The organism is Streptomyces sp. NPDC047042, from assembly GCF_040644035.1.
In the GTDB taxonomy this organism is placed as follows: Bacteria; Actinomycetota; Actinomycetes; order Streptomycetales; family Streptomycetaceae; genus Streptomyces.
On record NZ_JBEYVP010000007.1, the window covers coordinates 258,633 to 276,232 of the forward strand.

17 protein-coding genes and 1 pseudogene are annotated in these 17,600 nt (G+C 70.3%); 9 read left to right on the top strand and 9 right to left on the bottom strand.

The features are described from left to right. The first annotated feature begins 57 nt into the window (after nt 1-57). The 5 genes from ABZ855_RS10385 (at nt 58) to ABZ855_RS10405 (ending at nt 5,831) form a co-directional block, all read left to right on the top strand. Nucleotides 58-1,641, top strand: a complete 1,584-nt coding sequence (locus ABZ855_RS10385) for an ABC transporter ATP-binding protein (protein ID WP_360804210.1) — start codon at nt 58-60, stop codon at nt 1,639-1,641. Continuing rightward, the gene (locus ABZ855_RS10390) at nt 1,638-2,765 is read left to right on the top strand and encodes an ABC transporter permease (RefSeq protein WP_360804023.1); all 1,128 of its coding nucleotides are present in this window, start codon (nt 1,638-1,640) and stop codon (nt 2,763-2,765) included. Before ABZ855_RS10385 ends, ABZ855_RS10390 begins: the two co-directional genes overlap by 4 nt. Continuing rightward, entirely contained in the window at nt 2,765-4,048 is a 1,284-nt protein-coding gene (locus tag ABZ855_RS10395) for an ABC transporter permease (protein ID WP_360804026.1), read from the top strand. Before ABZ855_RS10390 ends, ABZ855_RS10395 begins: the two co-directional genes overlap by 1 nt. Further along, nucleotides 4,045-4,437, top strand: coding sequence for a cytidine deaminase (locus tag ABZ855_RS10400; protein ID WP_360804029.1), 393 nt, complete (start codon nt 4,045-4,047; stop codon nt 4,435-4,437). Before ABZ855_RS10395 ends, ABZ855_RS10400 begins: the two co-directional genes overlap by 4 nt. A 110-nt stretch (nt 4,438-4,547) precedes the next feature. Beyond that, nucleotides 4,548-5,831, top strand: coding sequence for a thymidine phosphorylase (locus ABZ855_RS10405; RefSeq protein WP_360804213.1), 1,284 nt, complete (start codon nt 4,548-4,550; stop codon nt 5,829-5,831). Nucleotides 5,832-5,897: 66 nt separating this feature from the next. Here the strand turns inward: ABZ855_RS10405 and ABZ855_RS10410 are convergent, their stop codons facing one another. After that, complete coding sequence (locus tag ABZ855_RS10410) at nt 5,898-6,818, bottom strand: AEC family transporter (RefSeq protein ID WP_360804032.1); 921 nt, start codon at nt 6,816-6,818, stop codon at nt 5,898-5,900. A 156-nt stretch (nt 6,819-6,974) separates the two neighbouring features. Between ABZ855_RS10410 and ABZ855_RS10415 the strand changes: the two are divergent. Continuing rightward, a pseudogene (locus ABZ855_RS10415) lies at nt 6,975-7,214 on the top strand (hypothetical protein); the annotation flags it as partial. Nucleotides 7,215-7,244: 30 nt separating this feature from the next. Here the strand turns inward: ABZ855_RS10415 and ABZ855_RS10420 are convergent. Then, on the bottom strand, nt 7,245-8,288 hold the full coding sequence (locus tag ABZ855_RS10420; RefSeq protein WP_360804035.1) for a sigma-70 family RNA polymerase sigma factor: 1,044 nt from the start codon (nt 8,286-8,288) through the stop codon (nt 7,245-7,247). Between the two features lie 221 nt (nt 8,289-8,509). Beyond that, nucleotides 8,510-9,781, bottom strand: coding sequence for an MFS transporter (locus ABZ855_RS10425; protein ID WP_360804038.1), 1,272 nt, complete (start codon nt 9,779-9,781; stop codon nt 8,510-8,512). A 63-nt stretch (nt 9,782-9,844) separates the two neighbouring features. On the opposite strand from ABZ855_RS10425, the gene ABZ855_RS10430 reads away from it, so the two are divergent. Further along, complete coding sequence (locus ABZ855_RS10430; RefSeq protein ID WP_360804041.1) at nt 9,845-10,795, top strand: LysR family transcriptional regulator; 951 nt, start codon at nt 9,845-9,847, stop codon at nt 10,793-10,795. Nucleotides 10,796-10,871: 76 nt separating this feature from the next. On the opposite strand, the gene ABZ855_RS10435 is transcribed toward ABZ855_RS10430, so the two are convergent. After that, nucleotides 10,872-11,633 carry a prolyl oligopeptidase family serine peptidase gene (locus ABZ855_RS10435; protein WP_360804044.1) on the bottom strand — a complete coding sequence of 254 codons (762 nt, stop codon included), beginning with the start codon at nt 11,631-11,633 and terminating at the stop codon, nt 10,872-10,874. 199 nt (nt 11,634-11,832) lie between these two features. Here ABZ855_RS10435 and ABZ855_RS10440 point away from each other — a divergent pair, with 199 nt between their 5' ends. Both ABZ855_RS10440 and ABZ855_RS10445 read left to right on the top strand, forming a co-directional pair. Further along, nucleotides 11,833-13,041, top strand: a complete 1,209-nt coding sequence (locus ABZ855_RS10440; protein WP_360804047.1) for an adenosine deaminase — start codon at nt 11,833-11,835, stop codon at nt 13,039-13,041. A gap of 129 nt (nt 13,042-13,170) precedes the next feature. Further along, nucleotides 13,171-13,530: an ATP-binding protein gene (locus ABZ855_RS10445; protein WP_360804050.1), complete on the top strand. Its 360-nt coding sequence runs from the start codon at nt 13,171-13,173 to the stop codon at nt 13,528-13,530. A gap of 88 nt (nt 13,531-13,618) precedes the next feature. On the opposite strand, the gene ABZ855_RS10450 is transcribed toward ABZ855_RS10445, so the two are convergent. The 5 genes from ABZ855_RS10450 to afsQ1 form a co-directional block, all read right to left on the bottom strand. Then, on the bottom strand, nt 13,619-13,828 hold the full coding sequence (locus ABZ855_RS10450; protein ID WP_319211126.1) for a PspC domain-containing protein: 210 nt from the start codon (nt 13,826-13,828) through the stop codon (nt 13,619-13,621). A 95-nt stretch (nt 13,829-13,923) separates the two neighbouring features. After that, a complete protein-coding gene (locus tag ABZ855_RS10455; RefSeq protein WP_360804053.1) occupies nt 13,924-14,475 on the bottom strand; it encodes a VanZ family protein in 552 nt (183 codons plus the stop codon). 170 nt (nt 14,476-14,645) lie between these two features. Continuing rightward, on the bottom strand, nt 14,646-15,281 hold the full coding sequence (locus ABZ855_RS10460) for a hypothetical protein (RefSeq protein WP_360804056.1): 636 nt from the start codon (nt 15,279-15,281) through the stop codon (nt 14,646-14,648). Then, nucleotides 15,281-16,876: a HAMP domain-containing sensor histidine kinase gene (locus ABZ855_RS10465; protein WP_360804059.1), complete on the bottom strand. Its 1,596-nt coding sequence runs from the start codon at nt 16,874-16,876 to the stop codon at nt 15,281-15,283. Before ABZ855_RS10465 ends, ABZ855_RS10460 begins: the two co-directional genes overlap by 1 nt. Then, on the bottom strand, nt 16,873-17,550 hold the full coding sequence (gene afsQ1, locus ABZ855_RS10470; RefSeq protein WP_318323702.1) for a two-component system response regulator AfsQ1: 678 nt from the start codon (nt 17,548-17,550) through the stop codon (nt 16,873-16,875). The genes ABZ855_RS10465 and afsQ1 overlap by 4 nt, the downstream gene beginning before the upstream one ends. Nucleotides 17,551-17,600: the final 50 nt, after the last annotated feature.

The window sequence follows — 17,600 nt, forward strand, 5'->3', positions numbered from 1 at the left end:
AGCGTCACCGACGCCTGCCCTCCCCTACGCAGCCCCTTTCCCCGAGGAGAGTGCGCCATCAACGCGTCCAGCCCTCCCGCTGCCGTCGAACTGCGCGGCATCACCAAGCGTTTCCCCGGTGTCGTGGCCAACAAGGACATCGACATCACCGTCCGCACCGGCACCGTGCACGCCCTGTGCGGTGAGAACGGTGCCGGCAAGTCCACCCTGATGAAGATCCTCTACGGCATGCAGCAGCCGGACGAGGGCACCATCACGGTGAACGGCGAGACGGTCACCTTCCACAACCCCGCCGACGCCATCGCCCGCGGCATCGGCATGGTCCACCAGCACTTCATGCTCGCCGACAACCTCACCGTGCTGGAGAACGTCGTCCTGGGCGCGGAGAAGCTGTACGGCATCGGCGCCAAGGCCCGCGCGAAGATCAGGGAGATCTCCGACGCGTACAGCCTGAACGTCCGGCCCGACGTTCTCCTGGAGGAACTCGGCGTCGCCGACCGCCAGCGCGTGGAGATCCTCAAGGTCCTCTACCGCGGCGCCAAGACCCTCATCCTCGACGAACCCACGGCCGTCCTCGTGCCGCAGGAGGTCGACGCCCTCTTCGCCAACCTGCGGGAGCTGAAGGCGGAAGGCCTCACGGTCATCTTCATCTCCCACAAGCTCGGTGAGGTCCTGTCCGTCGCCGACGAGATCACCGTCATCCGCCGCGGCACCACCGTCGGCACGGTCGAGCCCGCCGGTACGACTCCCAAGCAGCTCGCCGAGCTGATGGTCGGCAGCGAACTGCCCACCCCGGAGACCCAGGAGTCCACGGTCACCGACGTCCCGCTGCTGAAGCTGGACGGCCTGCGCCTGGCCCAGACCGACCTCGACGGCGTCGAGCGCGTCATCCTCGACGACATCTCCTTCACCATCCACAAGGGCGAGGTCCTCGGCATCGCCGGCGTGGAGGGCAACGGCCAGTCCGAGCTGGTCGAGGCGATCATGGGCATCCGCACCCCCGACGCCGGTGTCATCACGCTCGACGACACCGACATCTCCCGCGTGCCCACCCGCCGCCGCCGCGAGGCCGGCGTCGGCTACATCCCCGAGGATCGCCACCGCCACGGCCTGCTCCTCGAGGCCCCGGTGTGGGAGAACCGCATCCTCGGCCATGTCACCGAGAGGCCCAACTCCCGCGGCCAGCTGCTCGACATCAAGGCGGCCCGCGCCGACACCGAGCGCATCGTCGAGGCGTACGACGTCCGCACCCCCGGGATCGACGTCACCGCGGCCTCCCTCTCCGGCGGCAACCAGCAGAAGCTGATTGTCGGCCGCGAGATGAGCCACGCGCCCAAGCTGCTCATCGCCGCCCACCCCACCCGCGGGGTGGACGTCGGCGCGCAGGCCGCGATCTGGGACCACATCCGCGAGGCCCGCCGCGAGGGCCTGGCCGTGCTGCTGATCTCCGCCGACCTGGACGAGCTCATCGGGCTCTCCGACACCCTGCGGGTCATGTACCGCGGCCGTCTGGTCGCCGACGCGGACCCCGCCACGATCACCCCCGAGGAGCTGGGCTCCGCCATGACGGGTGCGGCCACCGGCCACCTGGAGCACACAGAGGCCTCCGGCCCGGAGAGCGCGGAGGACGACGCCCGATGAAGAAGCTGACGCAACGCATCGACAGGGAGCGGCTGCTCCTCGGCCTCGCGGCGCCGCTGCTGGCGGTCGTCGCCGCGCTCGTCGTCACCACCCTGGTGATCCTCGCCACCGGCAAGAACCCGGGCGCCGCCTTCAGCGACATGGTGACCTACGGCTCCGCCGCCGACAGCCAGGTCTACATCCTGAACAAGGCGACGACGTACTACCTGGCGGGCGTCTCGGTGGCCATCGGCTTCCGGATGAACCTGTTCAACATCGGTGTCGACGGCCAGTACCGGATCGCCGCGTTCGTCGCCGCCGTCCTCGGTGGCGCGCTGACCACGCCGGGCTGGATCTCCATTCCGCTGATCATCCTGTGCGCGATGGCGACCGGCGCCCTGTGGGCGGCCATCGCGGGCGTCCTGAAGGTGACCCGCGGGGTCAGCGAGGTCATCTCGACGATCATGCTCAACTCGATCGCCACCGCGATCATCGCCTACCTGCTCCAGCCCGGAAAGCTCGCCGAACTCCAGGCCGGCGGCACGGTCGTCTCCACCACGCCGCTGCCGAAGTCGTCGTACTTCTTCCAGATCGACACCGGCGCCGCGGGCGAGCTGTGGGGCTTCATCGTCATCGCCGTGCTCGTCGGTGTCGCCTACTGGTTCGTGCTCGGCCGCACCCGGTTCGGCTTCGACCTGCGCACCGTCGGCCAGTCCGAGTCCGCCGCCGCCGCGAGCGGTGTGTCCGTGAAGAAGATGATCGCGACCAGCATGGTCATCTCGGGCGCGGTGGCCGGTCTGATCGGCATGCCGACCCTGCTCAACGACAGCCACCAGTTCAGCAACGACTTCCCCGTGGGCATCGGTTTCACCGGCATCGCGATCGCCCTGCTCGGCCGCAACAACCCGGTCGGCATCGCCCTGGGCGCCCTGCTCTGGGGCTTCCTGGAACGCACCACCAACCACCTGGAGTTCGAGGGCTACGACAAGGAGATCCTCGGCGTCATCCAGGGCGTCATCGTCCTGTGCGTCGTCATCGCCTACGAAGTCGTACGACGCTACGGACTCAAGCGCCAGCAGCAGCGGGTCGGCGCCGAGCTCGCCGCCCAGGCCGCAGCCCCCACCCAGAAGCAGGAGGTGGCGTGATGACTGCCACGATGACCGACACGCCGCCCCCCGCGGCACCCAAGGCGGGCACCGCCACCCGGTCGGGCCGCTCGCTCGGCCAGATCCTGCTGATCGTCGCCGGCGCGCTGCTGCTCGTCGCCGCGGTCCGCGTCATCTCGGGCTCCGACCAGCTGACCTCCGAGGGCCAGGTCTCCGCCGCGCTCAGCCTCGCCGTACCGATCGGCCTGGCCGGACTCGCCGGTCTGTGGTCCGAGCGGGCCGGTGTGGTCAACATCGGCCTCGAAGGCATGATGATCCTCGGCACCTTCGGCGCCGGCTGGATCGGCTGGCAGTCCAGCCCCTGGCTCGGCCTGCTGTGCGGTATCGGCTTCGGTGTCCTGGGCGGTCTGCTGCACGCGGTCGCGACGGTCACCTTCGGTGTCGACCACATCGTCTCCGGTGTCGCGATCAACCTGCTCGCCCTCGGCGCCACCCAGTACCTCGCCAAGCTCTTCTTCGTGGACGGCGAGGCGGCCGAGGCGGGCGGCAACCCCAAGCAGTCCCCGCCGGTCGACTCGCTGCCCAGCTTCGACGTCCCGGGCGTGTCCAGCGGGCTGCACTCCATCGAGAACCACCACTGGTTCCTGATCTCCGACATCGCGGGCATTCTCGGCGGTCTGTTCACCGACCTGTCCATCGTGACGGTCCTGGCGGTCGCGCTGTTCGTCGGCACTTGGTGGCTGCTGTGGCGCACCGCGTTCGGCCTGCGGCTGCGCTCCTGCGGCGAGAACCCGATCGCCGCCGAGTCGCTCGGCGTCAACGTGTACAAGTACAAGTACGCGGCCGTGGCCGTATCCGGCGGCCTCGCCGGCCTCGGCGGTGCCTTCCTCGCGCTGGTCACCTCGCACACCTACCTGGAGGGCCAGACCGGCGGACGCGGCTACATCGGTCTCGCCGCCATGATCTTCGGCAACTGGCGTCCCGGCGGACTCGCCATGGGCGCCGGCCTGTTCGGCTACTCCGACGCGCTCCAGCTGCGCAACGGCGGCGAGACCGTCCACGCGCTGCTGCTCCTGCTGTTCGTGCTGCTGCTGGCGATGGCCGGCTGGAAGCTGTACAAGAAGGCGCACTGGCAGGGCGGCATCAGCCTCATGGTGGCCGCGGGCGTCCTGGTCTGGTACCTGACCACCGACGAGGTCCCGAGCGACTTCGTGGGCGCCACCCCGTACGTCGTCACGCTGCTGGTGCTGTCGCTGTCCGCGCAGCGGCTGCGGATGCCCAAGGCGGACGGCATGCGCTACCGGAAGGGCCAGGGCAAATGACGGACGTCGACTGGGACGCGCTGCGGGAGGTGGCCCGGGACGCGATGTCCCACGCGTACGCCCCCTACTCCGGTTACCCGGTCGGTGTCGCGGCCCTCGTCGACGACGGCCGTACGGTCTCGGGCTGCAACGTCGAGAACGCGTCGTACGGGATCGGACTGTGCGCCGAGTGCGGCCTGGTCTCCGAGCTCCAGCGCACCGGCGGCGGCCGGCTGACGCACTTCACGTGCGTGGACGGCAACGGCGACATCCTCGTCCCGTGCGGGCGCTGCCGGCAGCTCTTGTACGAGTTCGGGGGCGCGAGTCTGCTCCTGGAGACCCCGGCGGGCATCCTGCCCCTGTCCGAGATGCTTCCCCAGGCCTTCGGCCCGGACCATCTCACCAAGTAACTCCCGTACGGCCCCCCTGAGTTGGTTGCCTGCCTCCTCAGGGGGGCCGCGCGGTTCCCCAGAACGACCGGTTCACAGAACCACCGGAAGGAAGCCAAGCCATGACGCTCCTGTCGATGGATGTCATCTCCGTCATCCGCACCAAGCGGGACCGCGGTGAACTCAGTGACGATCAGATCGACTGGGTCATCGACGCGTACACGCGCGGCGAGGTCGCCGACGAGCAGATGTCCGCGCTCGCCATGGCGATCCTGCTCAACGGCATGAACCGCCGTGAGATCGCCCGCTGGACCGCCGCGATGATCGCCTCCGGCGAGCGCATGGACTTCACCTCCCTGTCCCGCCCGACGGCCGACAAGCACTCCACGGGAGGCGTGGGCGACAAGATCACGCTGCCCCTCGCCCCCTTGGTGGCGGCCTGCGGCGCCGCCGTCCCGCAGCTCTCGGGCCGCGGCCTCGGCCACACCGGCGGCACCCTCGACAAGCTGGAGTCGATCCCGGGCTGGCGCGCACTGCTGTCGAACGACGAGATGCTGAACGTCCTCGACACGACCGGCGCGGTGATCTGCGCGGCGGGCGACGGTCTGGCCCCCGCCGACAAGAAGCTGTACGCCCTGCGGGACGTCACCGGCACGGTCGAGGCGATCCCCCTGATCGCCTCGTCGATCATGTCGAAGAAGATCGCGGAGGGCACGGGCTCGCTGGTCCTGGACGTGAAGGTGGGAACCGGCGCCTTCATGAAGACCCTGGACGACGCCCGGGAGCTGGCGTCCACGATGGTGGGCCTGGGTACCGACCACGGGGTCCGCACGGTGGCCCTGCTCACGGACATGTCGACCCCGCTCGGCCTGACGGCGGGCAACGCGCTGGAGGTACGGGAGTCGGTCGAGGTCCTGGCGGGCGGCGGCCCGGCCGATGTGGTCGAACTGACGCTCGCCCTGGCCCGGGAGATGCTCGACGCGGCCGGCATCCGCGACGCCGACCCGGCGAAGGCGCTGGCCGACGGCTCCGCGATGGATGTGTGGCGCCGGATGATCGCGGCCCAGGGCGGCGACCCGGACGCCCCGCTGCCCACGTCACGGGAACAGCACGTCATCAAGGCCCCGACCTCGGGCGTCCTGACCCGCCTGGACGCGTACGACATCGGCGTGGCCGCCTGGCGCCTCGGCGCGGGACGCGCGCGCAAGGAGGACCCGGTACAGGCAGGCGCGGGCATCGAACTCCACGCCAAGCCGGGCGACACCGTCACCGCCGGCCAGCCCCTGCTGACCCTCCACACAGACACCCCGGAACGCTTCGAGTACGCCCTCCAGTCGATCGAGGGTTCGTACGACATCGGCGCGGCGGGGACCGAGTTCGCCGCGGCACCGGTGGTGCTGGAACGGATCGCCTGAGCCGGCAGCGGGAAGAGGACGCGCGAGCCCGGGGGGAGTGAGTCCCCCCGGGCACGCCTCGTTCGCTCAGCCCAGCAGGGCCGCGATCACCACCAGTACCGGTACCGCCAGTACCGTCGACAGGAGGATCGATTCGCGGGCCAGGGTTTCCGCCACCCGGTAGCGGCTCGCGTAGGTGAAGAGGTTCTGGGCGGCGGGTAGCGCCGATGTCACCACCACGTCGAGCAGGGGTGCGCCGTGCAGGCCGAAGAGGCCCGCGCCCAGGGCCCAGGCGGCCATCGGCTGGCCCACCGACTTCAGGGCGACCGACAGCAGGACGGGCGTGCGCTCCCGGCCGCGCAGCGGCAGCGTGCTCGCGCTCAGCGAGATGCCGAACGCCAGTAGCACCGCGGGCACGGACATGCCGCCGATGAGGTTCAGCGGGTCGAGGATCGGCGCGGGAACACCGATGCCCGCCGCCGACACCAGCACCCCGGACAGCGAACCGACCGCGACGGGATTGCGCAACGGCGTGATCAACTGCCGCCACAGCGGCCCCTTCTTACCGGGTCCCGTCAGGTCCAGGACGGTCAGCGCGATCGGCGTGACCACGATCGTCTGGAACAGCAGCACCGGCGCCACGAGCGAGGCATCGCCCAGCACGTACACCGCGATCGGGATCCCGAGGTTCCCGGAGTTGACGTAGCTGGAGCAGAGCGCCCCGATCGTCGTACGTCCGGCACCCCAGCGGCGTACGACGCCCACCGTGACGAAGACACTCGCCGCCGCGATCGTGCTCAGCGCGGTGATCAGGAGCCGGCTGGAGAAGATCACCGACAGGTCGGCCCGGGCGAGCGTGGTGAACAGCAGGGCCGGGGTGGCGACATGGAAGGCGAGCTTGGTCAGGACCTCGCGCCCGTTGTCCCCGAGGTAGCCGCGCAGCCCTATCGCGTAACCGACGCCGATGACCATCGCGATCACCGCGAACCCGGTCAGCACGCCTTGCATGCGGCCTCCGTCATGGGCGGGAAAGGAGGCGCGGATGGGGGTGGTTCGTGGGGCATACACGTAACCCTCGGGGGGAGGAGGGGCGCGCGTCAAAGCGATCTCAACGGGTGGGCGATGAGTTGGGGGCAGCCGCCCGGTCTACCCTTCGTGGACGCCATGACACCCGCTGTACTCGTGCTGGCCGGCCCCGTCACCCGTGAACAGGTGCCCGGGCTGTGTGAGGCCCTGCGTGCGCTGTTGGAAGCCGGAGGAGGAGGTGGTGGGGGAGGTGGTGGGGGAGGTAATGGGGGGCGTGAGCCGGTTGTCGTCTGTGATGTGGCGGGGCTCGGGCCACCGGGGCTGGGCTCCGTGGAACTGCTGGCCCGGCTCCAGTTGACCGCCCGCCGGGCCGGAGGCCGTATACGCCTCCGGGAACCGGCGCCCGCCCTACTCGCCTTTCTCGACCTGGTCGGTCTCGCCTTCGACGTCGAGGGGGAGCGAGAGGGGGAGGCCGAACAGCGGGAACCAGCGCTTCGTGTCGAGGAAGCAGTGGAATCCGGTGATCCGGCCCTCTGAGATCTCCAGCACCTGGACCGCCCAGGGAGAGAAACCGCCCGTCTCCTCGTCCGGCTTGTACTGCGCGAACCCCGGCAGCCCATTGACCGCGACCGGCACGAGGTGCGAGCCCGCGCAGGCGGCGCCGAGGGTCGTCATGAAGCCCGTGATGTCCTGCGGCCCGGTCAGCCAGAGGTCGAACGGCGGCATCGTCATGACGGCGTCCTCGTGCAGCAGCGCGGTGAGGGCCGTCATGTCGTACCCCTCGAACGCGGCGACGTAGCGTTCGAGCAGTTTCTGCTGCTCCTCGCTGAGCGGGTCGGAGACGGCACCGGCGATGGCGCCCTTTCCGTCCCGGTCCCGCTCGGCGAGTGTCGCCCTGGCCCGCTGGAGGGCGCTGTTGACGGACGCGACCGACGTTTCGAGAAGCTCCGCGACCTCGCTCGCCTTCCAGGCCAGCACCTCGCGGAGGATCAGCACCGCCCGTTGTTTCGCGGGCAGTTGCTGCAGGGCCGCCATGAACGCGAGCCGGACGGACTCCTTGGCCACGGCCGCCTCCGCCGGGTCCTCGACGGTGGGCAGCACGCGGGCGTCCGGCATGGGTTCCAGCCAGGTGTTGTCGGGGCGGGGGGAGAGGGCCGCGCGGGCGAGGGGGGTGGAGTCGGTGAGGTCCATGGGGCGGGCGCGCTTGTTGCCGGCGGTCAGCATGTCCAGGCAGACGTTGGTGGCGATGCGGTACAGCCACGAACGGAGGCTCGACCGGCCCTCGAACTTCTCGTAGCTCCGCCAGGCGCGGACCATGGTGTCCTGTACGGCGTCCTCGGCCTCGAAGGAGGAGCCGAGCATGCGGTAGCAGTACCCGGTCAGTTCGACGCGATGCTGTTCGAGCTTCACGTCGAGGTCTGTCGCAGTAGCAGTAGCCGTACTGTCGCCCATTGCCGAACCCGCCCCATGGCTGCCCTTGTCGCCCCATCGCGACCCAACACGATGAAAGCTAGCGCAGGCCACTGACAACGGCCCCTGGAGTGGGAAAAGGTGCAGGTGGGAGGGGTTTCGCCCCTGAAGGGGCCTTGTCCTCAAACGCCGGACGGGCTGAAGTGGTCGGCCCGCGCTGGACACGAGGGGTGAACGGGTGGGCGGGTGGGAAACAACCCCCGTCAAGCCGCCGCAGGCACGCGCATCCTCGATGCCGCCCGTGAGCCCAGCACCGTGACCGTCACAACGCCGGCCACCGCCAGCAGGCCCATCCCCACCGTTCCCGGCCAGCCGCCCGCGTGGAACGCCACCGCGCCCAACGTACTGCCGGCGCTCGAGCCGATGTAGTACGCCGACTGGTACAGCGCCGACGCCTGGGCCCGGCCCGTCTTCGCCGTGTGGCTCACCGCCGAGGACGCCACCGCGTGCCCCGCGAAGAAGCCCGCCGTGATCAGCACCAGGCCCAGCAGGACCAGCGCCAGGGTGTCCGACAGCGACAGCAGCAGGCCCGACGTCGTCGTGCCCCCGGCCAGGTACAGCGCGCCCCGGCGCCCCAGGCGGGCCACCAGCTTCCCCGCCGTCGACGCCGACAACGTACCCACCAGGTACACCAGGAAGACCGAGCCGACGATGCCCTGGGGCAGGCCGAAGGGGGCCTCCGTCAGGCGGTACCCGATCACCGTGTAGACCCCGCCGAACACCGTCATGAACAGCGCGCCGATCGCGTACAGCCGTCGCAGCAGCGGGTTCGCCAGATGCGTACGGACCGTGCGCGCCAGTACGCGGGGCCGCAGCGAGCCCGTACGGAAGTGCTTCGGCGCCGGGAGCAGCAGGCGGAACGCCACCGCGCAGCCCACCGCGATCACGCCGATCACACCGACCGCGACCCGCCAGCCCCACTCCTGCGCGACCCAGCCTGTGATGACCCGGCCGCTCATCCCGCCGACGCTGTTGCCGGCCACGAACAGGCCGATCGCCGTGATCAGGGCCTTGGGGCGGACCTCCTCGGCCAGATAGGCGGTCGCCGACGCCGGGAGCCCCGCGAGCGCCGCGCCCTGCACCGCCCGCAGCGCGACCAGCGCGCCCAGCGACGGGGCGAAGGGCACCAGCAGCCCGACCGTCACCGCGACCACCAGCGACGCCGTCATCAACGTACGCCGCCCGAACCGTTCCGACAGGGCGCTCATCGGGAGGACGAACAGGGCCAGCGCACCGGTCGCCGCCGACACCGTCCAGCTCGCGTCGCTCGCCGGTACGCCGAACTCGCCGGAGATCAACGGCAGCAGTGCCTGCGTGGAGTAGAGGAGGGCGAAGGTCGCGACGCCCGCGAGGAAGAGCGCGAAGCTCATCCGCCGGTAGCCGGGCCCACCCGGGGTCATCCGGGAGTCGACGACGGGGAGTGCGGGGGAGACGGCGGCCACTGTGGTGGACGCCTCGGTACTGGCAGCAGGCATGCCTCGAAACTACGTACGCCCCCGCTCATCCGTCCAATGCACAGAAACCCCATAATCGTTCCCATGGTGCATCAGCAGAGGTCAGCCGCCCACCTGTCACCGTCCAGTGACACAGAAGACATCGTCACAGCCCTCGCCCCACGCCTCTCCTACTTCGCCGGAGTGGCCCGCACGGAGCACGTCACCCGCGCCGCCCAGGAGATGCAGGTCCCGCAGTCGACGCTTTCGCGTGCGATGGTTCGCCTCGAACAGGACCTCGGCGTCGACCTGTTCGCCCGCCGGGGCCGTACCGTCTCCCTCACCCCCGCCGGCCGCACCTTCCTCGTCTCCGTCGAGCGTGCCCTCGCCGAGATCGGGCGGGCCGCCGACGAGGTACGCGCCGACGCCGACCCCGCCACCGGCAAGGTCGCCTTCGGCTTCCTGCACACCATGGGCGCCGAGACCGTCCCCGGCCTGCTGCACGCCTTCCGCGCCGACCATCCCCGCGTCCGCTTCACCCTCGTACAGAACTACGGCGAGGCCATGCTCGAACGCCTGCGCTCGGGCGAACTGGACCTCTGCCTCACCTCGCCCGTCCCCGACGCCCCCGACCTGGTCGCCCGCCGCCTGGACGAGCAGAAACTCCGTTTGGTGGTCCCCGCCGACCATCGCCTCGCCGCCCGCAGACGGATCCGCCTGGCCGAAGCGGCCGAGGAAACCTTCGTCACCCTCGAACCCGGCTACGGCCTCCGCCGCATCACCGACGACCTCTGCAAGGAGGCCGGCTTCCGCCCCCGGATCGCCTTCGAGGGAGAGGAAGCGGAAACCCTGCGAGGCCTGGTGGCAGCCGGCCTGGGCGTCGCCCTGCTCCCCCCTCCGGCCGTCCCCCGCCCAGGAGTCGCCGAACTGACGGTCACCTCCCCAAGAGCGGCCAGGGAAATCGGCGTCGCCTGGCTCGACGGCCACCCCGACACCCCACCGGTGGCAGCCTTCAAAAAGTTCCTCCTGGCCAGAAAGGGCAACTTGCTGCCGTAAGTCTTCAGGGGCGCGGGGAACTGCGCGACAAGCCACACACGACCCGCACCCCGCAACCGACAGGAAGCCCCGAGACCTACCGCCGCAAAGACGCCCCGAACCCCGCAGCCAACGGCATCCGCAACCCCAACGGCGGCGGAGCCATCAACGCATCGCGCACAGGCCGCGAAAACCCCCTCCCGAACAACACCCCCATCACGAAGTCCTCAGCCAACGCGTGCACTTCACGCCGGTACTGCCGCAACCCGTGCCCATCCGCGTGCACTTCGAACCGACAGATGTCCCGGTTCGCCTTCTTCGCCCGAGCCGCGAACCGGAACGACAGTTCGGGATCGGTCCGCTCGTCGTTCGTGCCGTGCACGATCAGCACCTGCCGCCCGCTCAGCTGCCGTACCGGCTCCGGCGTCGCCGCCACATCGTCCTCGGGCAGCCAAGGAGCCATCGCCAGTACGGAGTTGACGGCCTCGTGATCCGCCGCGCGCAGCGCCGCCCGCCCGCCCATGCCGACGCCGACGAGGCACACGGTGACATCGCCGTACCGCCGTACGATCTCGTCGACCGCCCAGCGCGCGTCGTGCGCGAGCTGCGCCTCGCTGCCGTTCCAGCCCCGGTAGCGGTAGTGGACGACGTGCACGGCCAGTCCGTCCGTACGGCCCGCGCGGGCGAGCCGGAGGCCCAACGTCCTTACGGAGGCGGCCGCCAGGACGGGCGACGGCCTGCGCGTCGACACCTCGTCACCGCCGGGAAGCAGCAGGACCACTCCACTGACCGATGTCGGCTCCGGGCCAAGTGCCTTGCCCAGCCGGGCCTGTCGTACCGGCGTCCCTTGGTGTGCCATGACAGAACAGTGTCAGAAGCGACGGTGTACGCCACCTGTCCTCGCGGTCACCGTTACGTATCGGCGAAAACGTACAGGCGAGGAAAGGAAGAAGAGGGAAGAAGGGGGAAGAAGGAGAGAGGAGGAGAGAGAAGGAGGGAGAAGAAGAGAAGGGAGCGACAAGGGGTGAATCTACGCGCGTAGGAGTTAGAGTGCGGAAATGACGAGCCAGAGTGACCGGACACCGGGTCGGACGACAGCACAGAGCGCGGCCACCGTGAGCACCCCGGGCCCCAGTCCCACCCCGGACCAGATCCGCCGCGCCCCCAAGGTCCTCCTGCACGACCATCTCGACGGCGGCCTGCGCCCCGGCACCATCGTCGACCTGGCCCGCGACACGGGGTACGCCCAACTCCCGCAGACCGACCCCGACAAGCTCGGCGCCTGGTTCCGGGACGCCGCCGACTCCGGTTCCCTGGAGCGGTACCTGGAGACCTTCGCGCACACCTGTGCCGTCATGCAGACCCGCGACGCCCTCGTCCGGGTCGCCGCCGAGTGCGCCGAGGACCTCGCCGAGGACGGCGTCGTCTACGCCGAGGTGCGGTACGCGCCCGAGCAGCACCTCGAAGGCGGGCTCACCCTGGAGGAGGTCGTCGAGGCGGTCAACGAGGGCTTCCGGGAGGGCGAGCGGCGGGCCCGGGAGAACGGCCACCGGATCAGGGTCGGCGCCCTGCTCACCGCGATGCGGCACGCCGCCCGCTCGCTGGAGATCGCCGAACTGGCCAACAGCTACCGCGATCTGGGCGTCGTCGGCTTCGACATCGCCGGAGCCGAGGCCGGCTTCCCGCCCACCCGGCACCTCGACGCGTTCGAGTACCTCAAGCGCGAGAACAACCACTTCACCATCCACGCCGGTGAGGCCTTCGGGCTGCCCTCCATCTGGCAGGCCCTCCAGTGGTGCGGCGCCGACCGGCTCGGCCACGGCGTCCGCATCATCGACGACATCCAGGTCCTGGACGACGGCTCGGTGAAACTCGGCCGCCTGGCCTCCTACGTACGGGACAAGCGCATCCCCCTGGAGCTGTGCCCCAGCTCCAACCTCCAGACCGGCGCCGCCGCCTCCTACGCCGAGCACCCCATCGGGCTGCTGCGCAGGCTTCATTTTCGTGCGACGGTCAACACCGACAACAGATTGATGTCGGGCACCGGAATGAGCCGGGAATTCGAGCACCTTGTCGAGGCATTCGGCTACACGCTCGACGACCTTCAATGGTTCTCTGTCAATGCTATGAAGTCAGCATTCATTCCTTTCGATGAACGACTGGCGATGATCAATGACGTCATCAAGCCCGGATATGCCGAGCTGAAATCCGAATGGTTGTTCCGGCAGACCGCTTCCACCAGCGGTTCTGTCGAAGACCAGGGCTGATCCGGGAGTCCGGGAAGCGGTCGGGTCGGTGCGACTCGACCGCTTTTCGATGTTTGCGGCGGGCGCCTTCCCGTGTTTACGGTCGTGGACCGCTCACATCCCCGTCTCGCATTCAAGGACGCATTCACTATGAAGCAGTCTGCTGCCAAGACCCTCGGTGTCGCCGCTCTCGGTGCCGCCTTCGCCGCGGCGGGTGCGGGTGCCGCCAACGCCGCCCCGGCCCTCCCCGCCCTCCCGGACTCCGCCGCGCTGGGCTCCGTGACCCAGACGCTGCCCGTGGAGAACGTGTCGCAGGCGCTGCCGGGTGCCGTCGAGGCCGTGGCCCAGGGTCAGGGCGCGCTCGGCGCGGGCGTGGCCACCGCGAAGCCCGCCGTCACGAAGCTCCTCGCCGAGGGCCCGACCGCGCCGGTCGCCGGTCTGCTCGGCGGCCTCCCGCTGCAGGGCCTGCCCACGCACGGCCTCCCGGTGAACGGCATTCCGCTCGGCTGACCCACCCCGTGAACGCGCCGATGGGGCGCACCCCTGCGTCAGGGGTGCGCCCCATCGGCGTACAGCGAAGCTCCGGGGCCGGTGCCGGCTACCAGGCGGTGTGCGCCTTGTCCGCGTACTTCTCGGAGGGCAGCAGGAACCACAGCGCTATGTAGAGCACGAACTGCGGGCCGGGCAGCAGACAGGAGAGCACGAAGATCACGCGCATCGTCGTCGCGGAGATCCCGAAGCGCCGTGCCAGCGCGGCACACACTCCGCCGATCATGCGGCCGTTCGTGGGGCGGGCAAGGGCGGTCATGGCGTCTCCTCGATGACTACGGTGACGGGGACCGGCCTGTCCGGTCGCCTCATCTGTACTCAACGTTACGGACGCACAGCGGACGAAGCGTCGCTCTACGGGGCGATCCCGACCCTGGGAATCGTCGGGGTCATACCCTGAGTCGCTTCCTCCCTGCGGATGGCCGCGCGGCGCCTGGTCTCACTCCTGCGGCGCAGCCAGGACCGTACGGCGGGCACCACGGCGACATGGGCGAGGCCCACGCCCACCGTGTTCAGGAGCAGCGAGTCGACGTCCACGACCTGACCGGGTACGCCGGTCTGCAGCAGCTCGATGCCGAGCGAGATCAGGGCGCCCGCCATGACCGTACGGACGAGCGAGGCGAGCGGGGAGACGTCGAGGCGGCCGCCCGCCATCGGCAGCAGTACGCCGAGCGGGGCCAGCAGGGAGAGGCCCTCGGCGATGCGGCGGGCCGCCTCCGGCCAGCCGAGGGCCAGGTCGGCCCTCAGGCCCGCGAACGGGCGCAGGTTGGTGGGCAGTTGCCACGGGACGTCGAGCGGACGCAGCGTGATCCAGGCGACGAGTGCGAGGTGGGCGACGAGGAGGGCACCTCCCGTCGTACGGATGCGGAGTGCGGCACTCTTGCCGCTGGAACCAGTACGCTGCACGCCCCCCAAGACGCGGGGGGCGGCGCGATCGGTTCCGGGGTGGGGGCTTACTGGGGAGTGAGGGGTGTGCCACACGGGGGGTCGTTCTTTGGCCGCGGGGCGGTGGGGGCTTGTCGCGCCCCGCGGCGGAGCCGCAGATCGGATACAGCCCCGCGCCCCTGGACTGGCGCTTACGCGCCGTCCACCGTTGATGACGGGGGGACCTGGGAGCCTGGGCGGGAGCGGACCTCTGGGGTGCAGGCGTAGCGGCGTAGGGGGGTGGCGTCGGGGCCGCCCAGGACCACGTGGCCGTCTCCCTCGGCGGCGGCCGAGTCGGAGAACGTGCAGACGATCTGGGCCAGGGCGTACGAGGCCAGGTCGGCCGGGGGCGTACTCAGCCGCAGGGCGTCCTCGGGGTCCTTCGGGCCCGGGCCGCTCACGCTCATCCCGCCGCGTACGTCCGTCGTGTAGCCGGCCTCGGTCTCGCTCGCCGTCGGGGTCCGCGCCAGCTCGTCCAGCAGCCCCTGGGCCACCAGGACGCGCCGCCGCGCCTCCGCCGTACCGTCCGGGACGCGCACCGCCCGGTCGACGGTCACCAGCTGGGAGGCGCACAGCAGGAACACCTGGACCGGTACGCCCGCCGGGGTCCGCGCGGCGGCGGAGTCCGGTGAGGTGGGGGCGGTGACGTCGGAGAGCGAGCACGGAACGCGGGAGGGCGCCGGACCGAAGTCCGTCGGGACCTCGGTGGCCCGGATCCCGCAGCCGGCGAGCAGTGCCGCGAGCACCGGGACGGCCAGCCAGGACCGCCGCCCGCCACGTACGTTCATCACGAGCCCTCCCCGTTGCCGCTGCCGTCGCTGCTGTCGTTCGCGTCGTTCGGGTCGGGCGGTGTCTCTGTCAGTGCTGAAGGGTCCCTGGGGAGCCGCAGGGTGAACACTGCGCCGCCCTTGGGGGAGTTGGCGGCGGTGATCTCGCCGCCGTGGATGTGGGCGTTCTCCAGGGCGATGGACAGGCCGAGCCCGCTGCCCTCGGAGCGCGGCCGGGACGCGCTCGCCTTGTAGAAGCGGTCGAACACGTGCGGCAGGACGTCCTCGGGGATGCCGGGGCCGTGGTCCTGCACCTCGATCAGCAGGTCGGGATCGGTGTCGGACGCGCGCACCGACACCCGTACCGGCGAACCCCCGTGCTTGAGGGCGTTGCCGATGAGGTTGGCGAGGATGACGTCCAGGCGGCGCGGGTCGAGCAGGGACATGATGCCGCGCTCGGCGTCCAGGTCGACCGCGTCCAGCCAGGCGCGGGCGTCGATGCAGGCCGTGATCTGGTCGGCGATGTCGACGTTGTCCAGGACCAGCCGGGCGGTGCCCGCGTCGAAGCGGGTGACCTCCATCAGGTTCTCCACCAGGGAGTTGAGCCGCCGCGTCTCGCTCACCACCAGCCGTACCGCCGGTTCGATCATCGGGTCGACGCTGCCGGTCTCCGCGTCCAGCTCCTCCTCGAGGATCTCGGTCACGGCGGTGATCGCGGTGAGTGGCGTACGCAGCTCGTGGGACATGTCCGCCACGAACCGCCGGGAGGCCTCGTCACGGGCGCTCATATCGGCGACCCGCTTCTCGAGTGCCTCCGCCGTGTGGTTGAACGTCCGGGAGAGATCGGCCAGTTCGTCCGTACCGGAGACCCGCAGCCGGGTGTCGAGCTTGCCCTCGCCGAGCCGCCGGGCCGCGATACCGAGCCGGTGCACCGGCTTCAGTACGGTCGTGGCGGCGGCCTGTGCGAGCAGCGCGGAGCCGATCAGCGCGAGGCCGGTCGCGATACCCAGCGACCAGGCGAGTGAGTTGAGATCCTTCTCCTCGGGCTCCAGCGACTTCAGCATGTACCCGGCCGGACCCCCGCCGATCACCATCGTGCCCGCGACCAGGTACGGCTTGTCGCCGTCGATGATCCGCTGCCAGTACAGGTGGTACGGATCCTTGTTGTTCGAGGTGACCGACTGCCGCTTGCCGACCGCCGTACGGAGCGACTTGGGCACGTCGGCCAGCGAAAAGGTGTCCAGCGCCCCGGAGTTGCCGACGACCGTCCGCCCGTTCTCGTCCTGGGCGACCAGCAGCACACTGAACCGCTGGCTGCTGGCGGCCATCTGGCCCGCCGTGTGCTGGAGTTCGTCCTGCGAGGGGTGGGTCGGCAGCACACCCGCGCGGTTCTGCATCTCCTGCTGGAAGTCGCGCAGCACCGCGTCCTGCGTACGCGTGAGCACCGCCTCGCGGTTGAGCCAGTACGCGATCCCGGACGCCGACACGGCCGCCGTCAGCGCCACGAGACCGAACACCACGACCAGACGCAGCCGCAGGCTGGTGAAGCGCAGCCCGGAAAGTATCGCCTTGCGCGCCGCGGCCCAGCCACGGAGCTTGTCCTGCGGTTTCGTCACTGAGGCGAGTCCAGCCGGTAGCCGACCCCACGGACGGTACGGATCAGCGTCGGCGACGACGGGACGTCCTCGACCTTGGCGCGCAGCCGCTGCACACACGCGTCCACCAGCCGCGAGTCGCCCAGGTAGTCGTGCTCCCAGACCAGCCGCAGCAACTGCTGGCGCGACAGCGCCTGACCGGGCCGCCGGCTCAGCTCCAGGAGCAGCCGCAGCTCGGTGGGTGTCAGCTGCAGGTCCTCGCCGTTCTTCGTCACCGTCATCGCCGAGCGGTCGATGACCAGCGAACCGAAGGTCGCCGAGTCGTTCGACTCCCGCTCGCCACGGCGCAGCACGGCCCGGATCCGGGCGTCGAGCACACGCCCCTGCACGGGTTTGACGACATAGTCGTCGGCGCCGGACTCCAGCCCGACGACCACGTCGATGTCGTCGCTGCGCGCGGTGAGCAGAATGATCGGCAGCTGGTCGGTGCGCCGGATGCGCCGGCACACCTCGAATCCGTCGATGCCGGGCAGCATCACGTCCAGGACGATCAGATCCGGCCGCTGCTCGCGCAGCAGCTTCAGACCGTCCTCACCGGTGGCAGCGGTGGCAACCCGGTGGCCCTGGCGCGTCAAAGACAGCTCCAGGGCCGTACGGATGGCGTCGTCGTCCTCGATCAGCAACAGGGAAGGCACGGATGCATTCTGGCCCATGGCCGGGCCGTGCTGCGACTGCCAGGGGGTTG